12 protein-coding genes are annotated in these 16,459 nt (G+C 71.6%); 8 read left to right on the top strand and 4 right to left on the bottom strand.

What is annotated here, in order from left to right:
* Positions 1-171 precede the first annotated feature (171 nt).
* Complete coding sequence (locus WMF17_RS13830) at positions 172-1,470, top strand: protein kinase domain-containing protein (protein WP_437649866.1); 1,299 nt, start codon at positions 172-174, stop codon at positions 1,468-1,470.
* A 483-nt stretch (positions 1,471-1,953) separates the two neighbouring features.
* Positions 1,954-3,186 carry a peptide-N-glycosidase F-related protein gene (locus WMF17_RS13825; protein ID WP_437649864.1) on the top strand — a complete coding sequence of 411 codons (1,233 nt, stop codon included), beginning with the start codon at positions 1,954-1,956 and terminating at the stop codon, positions 3,184-3,186.
* Positions 3,187-3,442: 256 nt separating this feature from the next.
* On the opposite strand, the gene WMF17_RS13820 is transcribed toward WMF17_RS13825, so the two are convergent.
* Complete coding sequence (locus tag WMF17_RS13820; RefSeq protein WP_437649862.1) at positions 3,443-3,766, bottom strand: hypothetical protein; 324 nt, start codon at positions 3,764-3,766, stop codon at positions 3,443-3,445.
* 22 nt (positions 3,767-3,788) lie between these two features.
* Between WMF17_RS13820 and WMF17_RS13815 the strand changes: the two genes are divergently transcribed.
* From WMF17_RS13815 to WMF17_RS13805, 3 genes are read left to right on the top strand one after another with little or no spacing between them, the layout of a single operon-like run.
* Positions 3,789-4,739, top strand: a complete 951-nt coding sequence (locus WMF17_RS13815; RefSeq protein ID WP_437649861.1) for a hypothetical protein — start codon at positions 3,789-3,791, stop codon at positions 4,737-4,739.
* A complete protein-coding gene (locus WMF17_RS13810; protein ID WP_437649859.1) occupies positions 4,736-6,934 on the top strand; it encodes a P-loop NTPase fold protein in 2,199 nt (732 codons plus the stop codon). Before WMF17_RS13815 ends, WMF17_RS13810 begins: the two co-directional genes overlap by 4 nt.
* Positions 6,931-9,435, top strand: a complete 2,505-nt coding sequence (locus WMF17_RS13805; RefSeq protein ID WP_437649857.1) for a helicase HerA-like domain-containing protein — start codon at positions 6,931-6,933, stop codon at positions 9,433-9,435. The genes WMF17_RS13810 and WMF17_RS13805 overlap by 4 nt, the downstream gene beginning before the upstream one ends.
* A 134-nt stretch (positions 9,436-9,569) precedes the next feature.
* Here WMF17_RS13805 and WMF17_RS13800 read toward each other — a convergent pair whose 3' ends face one another.
* On the bottom strand, positions 9,570-11,165 hold the full coding sequence (locus WMF17_RS13800) for an outer membrane protein assembly factor BamB family protein (RefSeq protein ID WP_437649855.1): 1,596 nt from the start codon (positions 11,163-11,165) through the stop codon (positions 9,570-9,572).
* A 306-nt stretch (positions 11,166-11,471) separates the two neighbouring features.
* On the opposite strand from WMF17_RS13800, the gene WMF17_RS13795 reads away from it, so the two are divergent.
* Complete coding sequence (locus WMF17_RS13795) at positions 11,472-11,849, top strand: GNAT family N-acetyltransferase (RefSeq protein ID WP_437649853.1); 378 nt, start codon at positions 11,472-11,474, stop codon at positions 11,847-11,849.
* Between the two features lie 28 nt (positions 11,850-11,877).
* Here WMF17_RS13795 and WMF17_RS13790 read toward each other — a convergent pair whose 3' ends face one another.
* A complete protein-coding gene (locus tag WMF17_RS13790) occupies positions 11,878-12,738 on the bottom strand; it encodes a hypothetical protein (RefSeq protein WP_437649851.1) in 861 nt (286 codons plus the stop codon).
* Positions 12,739-13,074: 336 nt separating this feature from the next.
* Here WMF17_RS13790 and WMF17_RS13785 point away from each other — a divergent pair, with 336 nt between their 5' ends.
* Together WMF17_RS13785 and WMF17_RS13780 are read left to right on the top strand one after the other, a co-directional pair.
* Positions 13,075-13,632 carry a tyrosine-protein phosphatase gene (locus WMF17_RS13785; protein ID WP_437651342.1) on the top strand — a complete coding sequence of 186 codons (558 nt, stop codon included), beginning with the start codon at positions 13,075-13,077 and terminating at the stop codon, positions 13,630-13,632.
* Between the two features lie 135 nt (positions 13,633-13,767).
* Positions 13,768-14,856: a HisA/HisF-related TIM barrel protein gene (locus WMF17_RS13780; protein WP_437649849.1), complete on the top strand. Its 1,089-nt coding sequence runs from the start codon at positions 13,768-13,770 to the stop codon at positions 14,854-14,856.
* A 60-nt stretch (positions 14,857-14,916) separates the two neighbouring features.
* On the opposite strand, the gene WMF17_RS13775 is transcribed toward WMF17_RS13780, so the two are convergent.
* Complete coding sequence (locus WMF17_RS13775; RefSeq protein ID WP_437649847.1) at positions 14,917-16,389, bottom strand: protein adenylyltransferase SelO; 1,473 nt, start codon at positions 16,387-16,389, stop codon at positions 14,917-14,919.
* Positions 16,390-16,459 lie beyond the last annotated feature (70 nt).

Raw genomic sequence — 16,459 nt, 5'->3', positions numbered from 1 at the left:
AGCTTGGACACGGCGACGGCACGGAGGGTACCGCTCGTGTGGCAAGCATCGGCTTCCGGTGGACGATCTGACGCCAACCTCCAGATGGCGGACAGCGCGCGTGCCGCTGCGGCGCGCTCTGACCGCTCCGGCGACGCCGGTCCCGCTTCTTCCGCAGCCGGGCGGGGCGCCGTGGCGCAGGACCCGCGGCGCAACCAGCTCGTCGCCGGGCGGTACAAGCTCTTGCGGCGGGTCGGACGCGGCGCGATGGGCGAGGTGTGGCTCGCGCACGACGGGGCCTTGCGGGTCGACGTCGCGCTCAAGCTCCTCGCGGTCCAGCGCGAGCGCCAGGCGGGCGCCGCGCTGGAGCGCTTCCGGTTCGAGGCCCAGGTCGCGGCGCAGCTGGCGCAGAAGACGGACCACGTCGTCGCCGTGCGCGACGTCGGCGACGATCCTGCCGTGGGTCCGTACCTCGTCATGGGCTACGTTCGAGGTCGGTCCCTGAGGCAGCTCATGCAGGAGCGGGGACCGATATCCCCGGCGGAGCTCGCCCCGCTCCTCGGCCAGATCGGAGAGGCCCTCTCGGTCGCGCACGGCCTCGGCATCGTGCACCGCGACGTCAAGCCGACGAACGTGCTGCTCGAGGAGGAGCGCAGCGGTGAGGTGCGCGCCAAGGTCGCGGACTTCGGCATCGCCAAGTGGATCCGAAAGGAGCTGCCTGCCGACTTCCCCCGCCGAACCGCCGACGGCGTGGTGCTGGGCACGCCGGCGTACCTGAGCCCGGAGCACGCGTGCGACGGGGACACCAGCCCGCACTCGGACATGTGGGCGCTCGCGGTCGTCTCGTACGAGGCGCTCACGGGCCGGCTGCCCTTCCCGGGCCACACCATGAGCGACGTGCTCGCCTCGATCCTGGCCCGAGCGCAACCGGCTCAGCCGGCGCTGTACCCGGAGGCGCTGCCAGCGCTCTCGGCCTGGTTCGCGCGCGCCTTCGCCCTGGATCCGACGGAGCGGTTCCCCTCGATCGAGGCCATGGTCGCCGCCTACAAGGCCGCGGTCGGCCCGTCGGGTGAGCCGGCGCGAGCCGAGCCCACGCGCCGGGGCAAGCTGGGCCTTGCGGCCGGCCTCGTCGTGGCGCTTGGCGTCGTGCTGTCGACCGGCGCGCTACGGGCACAGGCCCAGGTCCCCGCCGCGCTGCGGGCGTCGAGCGTCGACGCGCGCGCCACCTCCATCGTTCGCGCCGCGCAAGCGCGCATCGCAGCCCAGGCGAGCCCACGCCCGGCAGCGAGCTCAGGTGACGCCGCGGCGGTGGGGGCCGCCGTCCCCGCGCCCGACGAGGCCGCCGTCCTCGCGGACGCGCCGCGCCCCCTCCCCGCGCAGGCCGCGCGCCCGGCCGACCCCCGCCGGGCGCCGCGGAGCGCGCGCGTCCCCCGCGCGACGGGCGCGCGAGGCGTGCCCACCGAAAGCGAGCTGCTCAGGACGCGCCACTGAGCGGTCGTCGCCGATCAAGCAGTCTTGGGGAAAACCGGTGAAGACGTACAGCGAGCAGCCGTCTGCCGAGAGCATCTGCCCACTGTGATTCAGAACGTAGACGAGCCCATTGTCCCCGAGGGGGCACGCCGAGCGCGACCAGCAAAAGCTGAAGCGGACGACGTGATCGAGCGAACGTCCGACGAATCGCACCGGAGCGAGATCGAGAGCGTCGCCGTCGATCACCTTCAGGCCAGGTCCATCAAGGGCTGCGCTCTTTCGGGGAAGGCATCCTCCATCCAGCGATTGAACAAGCAGCTGCGGTCGCTCGGTCTCTCGAGCCGTCAGATCCGAACGCGAGCTTATTGGGCACCGGGCAAGGAAGGGCTCGACTGAGACCCTTCTTGGATAACTCGAATGCCCTAATCAGGACACCCCCACCTGGACGTGGTGGGTCCGCCGCTCCAGCGCGACATCGAGCCGGCGATCTGATAAGTTCGACGAATGAACCTGCGTCGCGCGATCCCATCCTTCTGTCTGTCGGCCCTGCTCGCCGCGTGCACGAATGAACAGCGCTCTGACGTGGGCACTGGCGGAGGCACCGGGACCTCCGAGAGCACCGGGAGCGCGAGCGCAGCGACCGGGGCCAGCGCAGGCACTGGCGGCAGCGGCGGCGCTGGCGGCACGGGCGGCAGCGGCGAGGAGCCGGCCCTGGGACCCGAGGAGGTGCCGGTGCTGGAGAACATCGTATTCTACGACGGCTACGCCGCGACGGTGGACGAACCGATCCCGGACGGCGTGATCCGCCACAACAACTCGCTGGTCGCGACCAGGTTGACCGAGAAGCAGCTCGCCAAGGTCCAGACCACCCTGAAGGTCCGCGTGGTCGTGGGCGCGCTGTGCGACAACTACGACCGAATCGGCTCGGTCAACCTGGCGCTGGTCCCCAAGGGTGCCCAGACCTACGTCTCCAGCGAGGTCGACCGGATCGAGGTCGCGCGGTTCGTCACGCCGTTCATGAACATGAACAAGCAGCCGACGACGGTCCCCTACGAATGGGAGGCCAGCAACCTCGTGCCGATCTTGAAAGACCCCGACCTCCTGGCCGATCACGATTTTTGGTTCGAATTGAGCATCTTCGGCGTGCCTTACGCCGCGAACGACGAGGTCGCCGGTTGCGCTGGTCGCGATGACACGCAGCTCGGGTCGCTGCTGTTGTATACCGACAGCACGCAGGAGGCCCAGGACTTCAGCGTCCTTTTGCCGCTGGCGATCGGCGAAGACTTCAACAATTACGCTGTGGGCGCCAGCGACAAGGTCGGCACGACCCGCAAGACCATCAGCTTCGAATTGCCGGCAGATACACAGAATGCACAGCTCGTGTTGATCACGTCGAATCACGGCGCCAACCAGCGCGGCGAGGAGTATATTCGCCGCGAGCATTACGTGTACGTCGACGGCGAGCTGGCCTTGCAGTACAAGCCCGGGCGCACGTCGTGCGAGCCGTTTCGCAAGTACAATACCCAGAGCAACGGCATCTACGGGCTGTCCCCGCGGTCGGACGAAGTGTGGCAGTCGTCCAGCAATTGGTGCCCTGGCGACGTGATCGACACCCGGATCGTCCCGTGGGGGGCCGCGAGCGCCGGCATGCACGAGTTCGTGATCGACGTCCCTGACGCGACCTTCGTCGACGGGCAGGGCAATTTCCCGTTCTCGCTCTACGCCCAGGCTCGGTGAATGCGTCCCATCGACTTTCTCGACGACCTGTGTCGCGACGCCGTCGAGCGGCGCTCGCTGGCCGCAGGGTTCGCATGGGCCTGGACCCCCCGGCCCCTCCGCTCACGGAGCAGCCTGCGGAATGACACGACGTGTGCCCATCCGTTCACAGGTCTGCCTGCGAAATGACACTACGTGTGCCCATCCGTTTACAGATCTGCCTGCGAAATGACACTACGTGTGCCCATCCGTTTACAGATCTGCCTGCGAAATGACACTATGTGACACCCGGTAGCCTCGCCCCGGGCTCCACGGCGGGGTGCGCACCTCCCAGCGCCAGCGACACGCGCTGCTCGCCGCCCGCGTCAGCGCGGTGGAGCGGAGCCCCTTCCCATGGCTGGACGCCCGGGTAGTCTCGGCCACAAGGGAGGTGGGTCACGAACACGAACCGCATATCGAGCCCGCGCGCGCGGGCGACGACAACGAAGACGACGGCAGCCCGGAAGAGCAGCGCCGAGGAGCCGAAGAAGGCCGCCGCGACCCGGAAGGCCGCCGCGCCGAAGGAGAAGGCTCCTGCAAAGCCGAGGGCTGCGGCGAGCAAGAAGGCTCCGTCGCCCTCGCCGGTGTCGAGGCTCCTCGGGGTCCTCGAGTCGCAGAAGCAGCTCGGCGGCGCGTCGTACCCGCCGACGCTCGAGCGACTCGCGGAGCTGACCGGTGACACGCCCGCGGTGACGGCCAAGGCGCTGACCACCAGGGAGGCGAAGGCGCGCTTGCTGCTTTCCCGCGGCGTGGGAGGCAAGAAGAAGCCAGCGCCCGGTACCACGCTCGTGCTGCTCGCGGACGACCTCCAGGCGGTCGCGCAGTCCGACCGGCTCCTGGAGCTGCAGCTCCAGTCAGCGCGCACGGCCGGCGCCCCCGCGGTCGCTCTGGCGCAGCTCCCCAAGGGGCTCCTGCCTGCCTTGAGCCGCGCGTTCAAGGCGGCGCTCGATCAACGCATCACCGAGCGCCGGCTCCCCCGGACCGTGGGCGCCTTGACCGGTAAGAAGCCGCTGTTCTTCTTCATCGCAGACGCCGTCCTCCCGGCCGCCGGTGCGCCGGTGCACCCCGCCGCGCCCGCGCCCCACGGCGCTCCCCGCCACGCGGCCCTCGACGGCGCTCCCCGCCACGCGGCCCTCGACGGCGCTCCCCGCCACGCGGCCCTCGACGGCGCTCCCCGCCACACGGTCCCCGACGCCCCCCGCGACGCCGCTCCCCACCCCGCGGCCGCCGACGCCGACGCCGACGCCGCCCCCGCGCCCGCCCCCTTCACCGATCGCTTCGACGCCGCCTTCGCCGCCCTCGACCGCGACGCCGGCGGCCACAACTACGTCACCCTCCACGCCCTCCGCGCCGCTCTCCCCGACGTGTCGCGCGCCGTCTTCGACGCGGAGCTCGCCGCGCTCCGGCGGCAGCGGCGCTACTCGCTCGACCCGTCCGACGGGCGCCACCACCAGATGGCCGAGGCGGAGCGCGACGCCGGCATCATGGAGGCCGGCAACCTGCTCGTCTACGTGGCGCAGAGGCACGACGCATGAGCAGCGAAGAACCCACCTTCGAGCGCTTCCTCGCGGCGGTCCGGGGCACCAACCCGTTCCGCAGCCACCGCATCACCGACGTCGGCAGCACCGAGGCCACGGTCGCGTCGATCCACAAGAACGCCTTCAACAAGCTCGTGCGCGTCGTGCAGGACGCCGCGAAGGAGCCGACGAGCCTCGGCGCGCTGCTCATCGGCGCCCCCGGCGTCGGCAAGAGCCACCTGCTCGCGCGGCTGTTCCAGTGGGCCGGGGAAGACAAGGCGACCATCGTCTACCTGCACAACATCCTCGCCTCGCCCGAGCGGATGCTCCGGTACGTGCTCAACGCGACCGTCAGCGACCTCGCGGGGCACCGCGGGAGCGACTACACGCAGTCGCGCCTCTACACCATCCTCAACCGCGCCCTCATCCGGACGGGCGCGCTCAAGGGCCGCAAGATGATGACGGGGCCCAAGGCGATCGAGGCGCGCAAGGAGGCGCTGGCCCGCCTCGGCGCCCAGATCGACCCGCAGAACGCGGTCATCCCCGCGCTCAACGCGTTCCTCACCGGGACCTCGCACGGGAGCCTCGGCGACGCCGGCGCCGAGAGGCGCGCCCACGCGGCGGTGCTCTGGCTCTCCGGCGAGACCCTCGGGCCCGACGAGGCGCGCCTGCTCGACCAGGCGGCCGGAGACGACGGCCTCGCCCTCGCGGACGACGCCGCGGTGGAGCGCGTGCTCCACGTCCTCGCGCACCTCTGCGCGCTCGCCGAGCTCCCGCTCGTGCTCTGCCTCGACCAGATCGACAACCTCGATCCGGACGCCGTGCGCGCCCTGATGTCGTACGCGCACGCGCTGCTCGACAGGGCAAAGCACCTCGTCGTCATCGTCTCCGGCGTGAAGCAGTCCATGCTCTCCATGCGCGCGGGCGAGGTGATCCCCGCGGCCGCCTGGGACCGGATCGCCGAGCGGATCCTCGAGCTGCACATGATCTCGCCCGAGGAAGCCCGCGCCATCCTGGAGGGCCGGCTCGACGCCGCGCTCTCCGGCTTCGAGGAGAAGGAGATCGAGGAGGTCATCGCCGCGCGGAAGCGCGATCGGCTGTTCCCGCTCGGCGGCGAGTGGCTCGAGCAGCGCCTCGACGGCGTGCAGGAGCTCCGGCCGCGCGACGCGATCCTCTGGGCGCGGGACCGCTGGGAGGCACAGCAAGATCGGCTCGCGGCCGTCGGCGGCAAGCGCTGGCTCAAGGAGTGGCCCGGCCCGGGCGACGACAGACCGAGGCCGCCCGTGGCGAAGCTCGAGGACGTCATCGACGCCGAGGTGAGAAAGAAGCTCGAGGAAGGCAAGAACCGCCGCCGGCTGCAGCAGGCGTCGCTCCCGCCCGACGAGGACAACCTCGCGAGCCTGACGCACCACCTGCTCGCCAGGTGCGCCGGCCAGGGCGGCTCGACGCTCCTGAGCGTCGAGCACCTCACCCCGAAGAAGCGGGGCAAGGCCCCGGCGTATCACCTGCTGGCCAGGGAGAAGCGCGCCGACGGCGTGATCGTGAGCACCGGCGTGACGTTCCTCTGCGCGCCGAGCGGGCACGGCGCGCGGATGCCGCTCCAGCGCATGGTCGACGACACGAAGCACACGGACAAGCGCATCCTTGTCACCGACGAGGAGCGCCGCCCGCTGCGGCTGGGCGGCGCCGGCAAGGCCGCGTACGACGCGCTCTGCAAGCTGGGCCGCCAGCGCTTCCTCCACCTCCACCTCGACTTCTCCGGGCACGCGGAGCTCGACTCGCTCGCGGGGCTCCTCGGCGCCGCGAGGAGCCAGGACCTCGAGATCGAGCACCCGCGCGGGCAGTACCGCAAGGTGACCGAGGCCGAGGTGATGGCGTCGTTCCACCGCCAGAGCCTGCTGCTGGCGCCCCCGGTGCTGCGCGAGCTGCTCACCGAGGAGATCGTGAAGGGCGGCGCGGACTCGGTGCCGCCTCCGGCGTGGGATCCTCAGCAGACGCGGGAGCACATCATGGCCGAGCTGTCGTGGCGCCTCGGCCTGATGGCGAAGGAGCTCGCGCAGATCTTCGCGACCCGCAAGAAGCTGCCGGAGAAGCGCTTCCCGGAGGTCTGGTCGCACCTCAAGAAGACGGCGCAGGCGCTCCATGACGAGGGCCACGTCCACGCCACGGCGACGGACGACGACCTCTTCGTCCAGCTCCGGAGCAGGAAGTGAGGCTCGTCCACGTCAACGTGACCCAGCTCCGCGTCGCGGCGACGTGCCCGAGGCTCCACTGGTTCGACACCCGCGCCACGGCCGAGCGGCAGGACGGGAAGAAGGTCGTGAGCCGCATCTGGCGCAAGGGCGGCGCGGCGCCCGGCTGCGGCGCGCTGTTCCACACCGCTGTGGAGCGCTTCAACGCCGCCGCGCGGAGCTCGGACGAGGTGCTGTCGGCGCTGGAGGCCGCCCGCGACGCCATGAGCCTCCAGCAGGCGCTGATGCGCTGGTTCAACGCCTCGTGCCTGAACCTCGACGCGCTCGCGGCGCGCCCGGTGCCGCTGCGGCTCGGCTTCATCTCCGCGGTCCAGCTCTACATGGAGGAGCTCGCGCGGCTCGCGGTGCACGCGAGGGCGGCCGGCCTGCCCGCGGCGGAGCTCCGGAGCCAGCTCTTCGGGGACTCGCGCAAGCGGGTCGACGTGACGTTCCACGTGGGGGAGGACGTCCACGTCCACGTGACCGGGGCGATCGATTACGTGTACTTCGATCCGCGGCTCGGGAAGCACCGCATCGTGGACTACAAGCTCACGCCCGCGACCTCCCCGAACAGCGATCTGTTCCAGGTCTTCACCTACGCGCTGATGCACCATCACCAGCACGGCACGCAACCGGACGTGGCGGTGTTCTATCTGCACCCCACGCGCAGCGTCCGGGAGGCGCGCTGGGAGGAGATCGAGGCGAAGCGCGGCAAGGTCTACGAGCTCATCGCCAGCATGGTGGCCTGGTCCGACCACGCGCTGGGCGCCGGGGGGCTGGCGCCGCCGGGCGACCGCGCGAGCTGCGACGGCTGCAAGCACGAGCGCTCCGGGGCGTGCGTCGCGGAGCTCGGCCCCAAGGACGGGGGCGCGTGGGACCGCCGCTGGACGGCGCTCGAGGCCACCCGCGGCGGCGACGCGCCGGAGGAGCGCGAGCGCGTCGCGGCCGGCGCGCCGGGGGCGGACGGGCCGACGGCCGGCGAGCCGGTGGCGGACGAGCCGATGGTGGAGGACGATCCCGAGCTCGACGAGGCGCAGGCGGTCGTGAAGCCGGCGGCCGAGCGCCCGAAGCCGGCGCCGGCGCCGGGCCGTGGGCCCAAGGCGCCGGCGGAAGCTCCGCCGAGCGGTGAGCGCGCGACCCCCGCGGAGCGCGATACGGCAGCGAGGCCGCCGGGGGCCCGGGCCGCGAACGTCAGCGGCATGCTCCTCGGGTTCGACGACGGCGGCTCGCCCGTCTGCATGGACCCTGCGGTGCTGCGGACGCACGTCTCGGTCGTCGGCGCTGCGGGGAGCGGCAAGACCTGGATGGCCAAGATCATCGCGGAGGAGGCGCTGCGCGCCGGTGTTCCCGTCCTCGCGATCGACCCCCAGGGCGATCTCGTCCAGATGATGGAGGCGCGCCCGCCCGCCGACGTGCCGGCGGAGCTGCGCCGCGCGTGGGAGGAGCTCCAGGAGCGCATGGAGCCGCGCATCCTCACCCCCGGGTCCTCGCACGGCCAGAGGCTCTGCCTCGACCCCCTGCGGCTCCCGAGCGCGAGCGAGCTCTCGCACATCGCGAACCCCGCGCTCCGCGCCGAGGAGGAGGAGGGCCTGCTCGTGGCGGTGGCGGCCAACCTCGTCAGCCTGTGCGCGTGCGGCGGTGAGGAGGAGTCGCAGCGGACGTTCCTCTATCAGGTGCTGCGGCACCTGCCGCGCGCGGCGCCGGTCCGGCTGAGGGACATCGTGGCCGCCGTCACCGCCCCCGAGGACCTGGGCATGGACGAGGTGGAGAGCCTCATCCGCAAGTCCGAGCGCGAGCGGCTCGCGCGCCGGCTCAACACGTTCGTGCAGGGCCCGTCGGCGCGGCTGTTCTCGGGGGGGACGCGCCTCGACTTCACCGAGCTGCTCCGGCCCTCGAAGCCGGGGCGCGTCCCGCTCAACATCGTTTACCTGAACGCGCTCAGCAACGACGACGAGAAGCATTTCTTCCTCGCGGCCCTCGCGACCGAGCTGTACCGCTGGATGATCACGACGGTGGACGCGACCTCCGGCGGCGTGAACCTGCTCTTCTACATCGACGAGGCGCGCGACTGGATCCCGGCCGGCGGCAGCAAGCCACCCGCCAAGCAGCCGCTCATCCGGCTCTTCACCCAGGGCCGGAAGTACGGCGTGGGCTGCTTGCTGTGCACCCAGAGCCCTCGCTCGGTGGATTACAACGTGTTCGGCAACACGAGCACGAAGCTCATCGGGCGGCTCGAGGCGTCCCAGGACGTGGATCGCGTGATCGACTGGTTCACGATCGAGGGCGGGGCCCCTCCCTGGGTCGCCGCGCGCAAGGGGGCGCCGAAGGGGAGCTTCGTCGCGCGCTGGCCCGACATGCCCGCGGAGCTCGCGGGGCGCGCGTTCAAGGGGCGAACGCTCTTCACGCGCCACGCCGGCGCGTGGTCGCCCGACCTCGTGGAGCGGGCGGTGACGGCGGCGGGGCTCCGCGGGGCGGGCGGGTGACGCGCCGGGCGCGGGCGGGGTTCATCACGGCCTGCCTCCCCCATCCCGATCAGCGGTCCGCCGACCTCACAGAGCGGAAGTGATCATGCCGTGCATGCAGTGTAGGGGCGAGATGAGCCGCTCGCGTGCTCCGTTCAGCGTGGACCGCGACAGCCGAACCACCTCCCACCCGGGCAGCGCTCCGGCAAGCCGAACGCGAACAGCGTGTTACCCGGCGTGCCGATACCGAAGCTCTCGTAGCCGCTCCCCCAGTACACCGTGCCGTCCACCACCGCCGGCCCGGCGTTGACCGAGCCGTCGGCCGGATGGCTCCAGACGACGGCGCCCGTCGCGGCGTCGAGCGCGTGGACGTTGCCGCTCATCGAGCCGCCGTAGACCAGGCCGTTGGCGACCGTCAGCGGCCCCCTGGTCTGCGCGCCCGGCGTGGGATCGGGCGTCTGCCACAGGATGTCGCCGGTGGCGGCGTCAAGCGCGCTCCACGATCCCCAGTGGATGACCTCCCCGGACGGCTGCAGCGTGTACTCGACCTGGCCGTTGTTGCCAATCGGCACGTAAATCCTGCTCTCGTCCACGGCGACGCCCCACATGATGCCGCCCAGCTCCCCGCCGGGGCCGACCAGCGTGCTCCACACCACGCTCCCGTCGTCCCTGTCGAGCGCCCAGAAGATACCGCTCTTCTGGCCGGCGCCGACCAGATCGCGGCGCTCCGCCCCCGCGCCGGCCGTGAAGAGCGTGGCGCCCGTGCCGAAGTCGTAATCCGGGCCCGCCGGATCAGGGCACCAGTCGCCCCCGAAGTAACACGCTCCCGTCCAGGCGTCGAAGCCCTGGAGCCGCCGCGCCCACTTCAGCGCGCCGGTGCGGAGGTCGAGCGCGAGCACGGCGTCGATGTAGTTGTCTTCCGCGAGGCAGGCCTCGGCGGCGATGGCGTCGTCGCCGGCGGCCTCCACGCACGCGGAGACGGACGGCGGCACGGTGTAGTTGTTGCCGGTGGCCACGTACAGCGTGCGGCGCTCGAGGTCGATCGCGGGCGCGCCGCCCCAGACCGCGCCGCCGGTGTAGCCGGCGGGCACCGTGTAGCGCTTCCAGAGCAGCGCCCCGGTCCCCGCGTCGAGCGCGACCACGCTGCCGCGGAAGCTGCAACACGGATAGGCGTTGTCCGCCGCGAAGAGCTCCTCGCGCGAGGAGACGCCCACGTACACGCGGCCGCCATGCACGACGGGAGACTGCGTGATGATCGCGGCGGGGTGCAGGTCGAGCTGCGTCTTCCACAGGAGATCGCCGGTGCGGCTGTCGACGGCGAGCATGTGCGCGCCGGCCTGGGTGCCGAGGAACAGCGTGTGGCCGTGGAGCGCGGGGCTCGTGCGCGCGACGGCGCCGGGCGTGCCCGTGAGGCCTGCGATCGTGCGCGTCCAGAGCGGGAGCCCGGTCTCGGCGTCGAGCTTGTACAGGTTGCCCCCCCCGTCCGGAAAGTAGATCGCGCCGTGGTCGACGGCCGGCGTCGCGGGCACGATGCCGCTCGTGGTGAAGGCCCATTTCACGGTGAGCGACGCGGCGTTCGCTGGCCCGATGTCGTTCTCGCCGCGCGCGTAGTGCGTGTTGGCGAGATCCTTGCCGTGGACGGTCCAGCGCCCGGCCCCCCTGCCCATGGCCGTGCGGCCCAGGACGACGCAGAGCACGGCGAGACATGCGGCCGCCACGATCGCGGACCGCACCCAGAAGATGCGCTTCATGATGATCCTCCTGGGACATCGATGTCAGCGACGATCGGCGGCCCGACACGTCAGCTCCGTCGCCTCTGCAACACGAAGCCCCGAGGATACGTCACGCGGAATCGAGCAGCGCGTCAATCGGGTAGCGGAGATTGACGAAGCGCGGGAGCGATCCGGAACCGTTGAAGGGCGTGCTCGCCCCGCTGAGGACCCAGCGCGCCGCGGTGATGTAGTCGTCAGAGGCGCCTTGTCGTCAGCGAGGCGTGTGCGTGGGCGCTCGCTGCCGGCCTGCGCACCACCAAGAGCGCCCGGTCGGCGGGCAGCTCGGTGAGCTGGAGCGCCGATCGCGCGCGCCAGGGTCCCGGCCGGCGGCAGCAAGCCGCCCCGCCGTCGGGTCGACTCCTGCTCTGCACCGTCGACAAGGTCCCGCATGGTTGCGTCGCGCTGCGCGCCATCACCGCCGAGGACAGCGAGATGAAGCGGCTGTATGTGCGGCCGGGGCAGCGCGGCCTCGGGCTCGGGCGGCGGCTCGTTGCTCGGGTGCTCGACGAGGCTCGCGCGATCGGGTACCGGCGTATCTACCTCGACACGTTGCCGTCGATGGCGCGTGCCGCGGCGATGTACGAGGCGCTCGGGTTCAAGGACGTCCCGCCCTACCGGCACAACCCGGTCGCCGGCGCCCGCTACATGGCCCTTCCCTTGTGACGGGCCGCTCGACGGGCTGGGAGGACCGTCACTCGGCGGTGCAGTCGGGCGCCGAGCTCGGGTCGGCCACCCACGTCGCGAGGCGCGCGGTTCCGGCATCGCCCCACGCATCGTGAGCGAGCTGATTGAGCCGGCACCACTCATGGCGTGTCTGCTGGATCGCGAGCGACTTCGCCGCCTCATGCTGCGCCGCGCGATCCGGCAACGAGCTCTTGTCCTTGCTGAGCTCGTCGTGCGTCATCGCGACAGGGGCCGGACAGTCGTCGCCTGGCTCGTAGTGGACCGTACCCGAGACGAGCCCATGGGCGGTCGTCCGCCGGTGGCGGACCGTCACGACCGCGTACTCCGGGTACGGGGCATCGGCGTCGCGAACCAAGGCCGTCTGCCTCGGCTTGTCGCCCTGCACGACGACGAAGCCCGTCGACGGAATCGCCGAGTACGGCGTGAGCCGGGGGAAAGCGGTGAGCGACTGATCCACGAGGGCGTCGCCGCCGAGCTCGACCCAGTTCGTGTGGGAGTAGAAGTCCTGCACCGCGTGCAGCGAGCGGGAGAAGGCCAGCAGGGCCAGGGCATCTCCGTCCAGCAGCGCGATGCCCGGGCCCAGCGCTTTCACGGCCCTGGCCTGGTACTCGGCGACGAAGGCGGCGCCTCCGCTGAAGTTGCAGTCATCGAAGTGGGCGGCATTGAAGAGAAGGAACGTGGGGTCCGTGGACACGTTGCCGGCGATCAGGGCCTTCAGCACGGCAGGCTTCAGGAACGCCAGCGCGGTGCTGGTGATCTCCTCGTGGTTCGGCTCCCCCGGCGCCGTCGAAAATTCATGGGCGCTCTCGTCGAGCGCCTCGACCGTTCCAGTCTCGCCGGCGCAGCCGAGCGTCAGCGCGAGACCCATGACTCCCAATCCGAGCGCAGCGTGTTGATTCATGATGCGTGCGATTGCAAAGCGCGATCCAGGCGTTCGAGCCGAGCGCTGGCTGGATGAAGCGCACGCGAGGAGTTTGCACGAACGCGCCGGCGGCCGACGACGGCACCTCATCCCCCGCCGTCATCTCCCACGCGCGACCTGCACACCTGCCCCACTGCGACATTTCGCCACGCGCTTCCGCGAAGGACGCGATGGTGAGAGTCGACGTCCACCGGCCGTTCATCGCATTCGAGCGAGAGGATCTTGCTTCCCCCCGGCCCCGCCGATATGGCGGACGGCCATGGAGGCCGGCGGTTGAGCGCGATGTTCCAACCCACCAACTACCGAGATGTGGGCGAAGCCCTCGGCCTCTGGTTCGACGTATCGCCGATCCCAGCGGGCCGACTGCTCCGCGGCGGGCGATTCGACCTCATGACGACGGCCAGCGACCTCGGCTCCCCCGGTACGATACTGAATCTCCGACGCGGCCCCGATCCTGGTCATCTCACAGGGGTCACGTATGTACATGTCGCCGCGGACGATGACGTCGAGAACTACGACACGCGGCAGCGCCGGGTGAGGAGCTGGCTCGGCAAGGCCCTTTCGGTGCTCGCGACCCCCGAGCTCGCCTGGCCTGTCTACGTACACTGCACGTCGGGAAGAGACCGGACCGGCGTTGTCATTGCGGCGGCGCTGCTCGCGCTCGACGTGCCACGACAGATCGTCGCGGAGGAGTACCTCCTCAGCGACGGCGCCGACTCCATCGCCATCGAGCGGGCCATCGACGGCATCGTGGAGTGGCTGCCGTCCGCCGCGATCGACAGGACAAAGCTGCGGGACGCGCTCACCTCGGACGGACGGCGTGGAGCCCGCACGCTCTAGACTGGGACATCGTGCATGCTTCCTCGAGCCGGAGGAGGAGCTTCCCGGAGCGCGAGGTCGCGTCTCTCGGCGAGCTGCTCGGCAAGACCGGCCGGCGATAGCGCTCCGGTCGGGGCGAGTGCTAAACACCTGCCCGTGACCTCACCGCTGCTCTCCCCTTTCTCCTTCCCGAACGGCCTCACCGCCAGGAACCGCGTCTGGCTCGCCCCGCTCACGAACGGGCAAAGCCACGACGATGGCTCCCTGGGCGACGACGAGCTGCGCTGGCTCTCCTGCCGCGCGCAGGGCGGCTTCGGCGTCGTCGAGACCTGCGCCGCCCACGTCGCCGAGGACGGCCAGGCCTGGCAGGGCGAGCTCGGCGTCTTCGCCGACCGGCTGCTGCCCGGCCTGCGCCGGCTCGCGACCGAGATCGCCGCCCACGGCGCGCTGGGCCTCGTCCAGCTCTTTCACGGCGGCCTCCGCGCCAATCCCGAGGTATCCGGCGTGCCCACGTGGAGCGCCAGCGCCGTCGCCGAGCCGGACCTCCCCGTCCCCCGCGCCGCCACCGAGCAGGACATCCTCCTCGCCAAAGGCCGCTTCCGCGACGCCGCGACGCGGGCGCTCTCCGCCGGCTTCGCGGGCGTCGAGCTGCACGGGGCCCACGGCTACCTCCTCGGCCAGTTCCTGTCCGCCACCCAGAACCGCCGCACGGATCGCTGGGGCGGCGCGTGGGAGAACCGGGCTCGCCTCCTGCGCGAGACCCTCCGGGCGATCCGCGCCGCGGTGCCCGCGTCCTTCGTGGTCGGCGTGCGCCTGTCGCCCGAGGACTGGGGCCAGGCCAGGGGGCTCGACCTCGACGAGAACCTCACGCTCGCCCGCTGGCTCGCCGAGGACGGCGCCGACTTCCTCCACCTCTCGCTGTGGGACTCGAGCAAGCCCTCGCAGAAGCGCCCGGACACGCACCCGCTGCCGCTGTTCCGCGAGGCGGTCGGGGCGAGCCTGCCGCTCGTGGCCGCCGGCGGCGTCTGGACGCGCGCCGAGGCCGAGGCGCTCCTCGACAAGGGCGCCACCGCGGTCGCGCTGGGGCGCGCCGCCATCGTCAACCCCGACTGGCCACAGCGGATCGCCGACCCCGCGTGGCAACCGCGGCGGCCGCCGCTCACGCGCGCCGAGCTGTACGAGCGCGGCGTCTCCGAGACGTTCGCCGGGTACCTGCGGCGATGGAAAGGCTTCGTGGCCGACTGACGGCCACCCTCACCCGAGACGTCGACCGGAGGGAGTGAGGCCCCCGGGTGCGATCCGCCGTCACGTCCCGCAGAACGTGTGCTGTACGCGCTCGTCCAGCCGCGGGGGCTCGCTCAGATGGGCGTTCTCCGGCTGATCCTCGTACGGTCGCGCGAGCACCCGCACGAGCGTCTCGAAGGGCTCGAGGTCGTTCCGGAGAACGGCAGCCTGGATGAGCGCCTCGATCCGATGATTGCGCGGGATGAACGCCGGATTGACGAGCCGCATCGCGCTCGCGCGCGCTCCGCCGTCGACGTCCTCCCTGGCGAGCCGCCGGCGCCACCCCTCGGCCCAGTCGCGGAAGGCGCCGGGCTCCGCGAACAGCGAGGCCACCTGCGCGTCGGCGGCGGGGTCGGCCGCGGAAGCGCAGAGCCGGCGGAAGAAGACCGTGTAATCGACGCCGTTCGACGCGAGGCGCTCCAGCAGATCGGCGGCGAGCGCGGGATCTTCGTCCTCCTCGCGCGCGAGCCCCAGCTTGGCGCGCAGGACGCGCTCGTGCGCCTCCACGAACAGGCCGGTGAAGCGCTCCACGCGCTCGGTCGCCACGCGGATGGCCTCCTCCTGGTCGTCGGCCAGGAGAGGCAAGAGCGCCTCGGCGAGGCGCAACATGTTCCACTGGGCGATGCGCGGCTGGTTCCCGAAGGCGTAGCGACCGCCCCGATCGATCGAGCTGAACTTCTTCGCAGGATCGTACTCGTCGAGGAACGCGCACGGCCCGTAGTCGATGGTCTCGCCCGAGATCGACGTGTTGTCGGTGTTCATCACGCCGTGCACGAAGCCGACCCCCAGCCAGCGCGCTACGAGGCTGGCCTGCGCCTCGACGACGCGATCGAGCAGCGCCAGCGCGTCGTTGCCGCTGCCCACCGCCTCGGGGTGGTGCCGGGCGAGCGCGTACGAGGCGAGGGTGGCCAGCGCCTCGCGGTCATTGCGCGCGGCGAAGAACTGGAACGTGCCCACGCGAATGTGGCTCGCGGCCACGCGCGTGAGCACCGCGCCGGGGAGCACCTCCTCGCGATAGACCGGCTCGCCCGTCGTCACGGCGGCGAGCGCGCGCGTCGTCGGCACACCGAGCGCCGCCATGGCCTCGCTGACGACGTACTCGCGCAGCACGGGCCCGAGGGCGGCGCGCCCGTCTCCGCCGCGCGAGAACGGCGTCCGCCCCGCGCCCTTGAGCTGGATGTCGCGTCGCCTGCCGTCCTTGCCGACGACCTCGCCGAGCAGGATGGCCCGACCATCCCCGAGCTGCCCGACGAAGCTGCCGAACTGGTGCCCGGCGTACGCGAGCGCGATCGGCTCCGCGCCCTCCGGCAGCGCGTTGCCCGCGAGCACCTGCGCCCCCTCCGCCGAAGCGAGCTGCTCGGCGTCGAGCCCGAGCACCTCCGCGAGCGCGCGGTTGACCTTCACGAGGCGCGGCTCGCGGACCCGGGCGGGCGAGACGCGCGCGTAGAAGCGGTCCGGGAGCCGGGCGTAGGTGTTGTCGAAGGCGAACTTCATCGGCGAACCTCGTGGCGGGTGGGAGCCAGCAGCGTCCTTTGAGCCGTCGTTCTACAGCAATCCACGCCTC

It is taken from the genome of Sorangium sp. So ce362, from assembly GCF_051519845.1.
Classification (GTDB): domain Bacteria; phylum Myxococcota_A; class Polyangia; order Polyangiales; family Polyangiaceae; genus Sorangium.
This window is presented reverse-complemented; position numbering and strand designations above follow the sequence as displayed.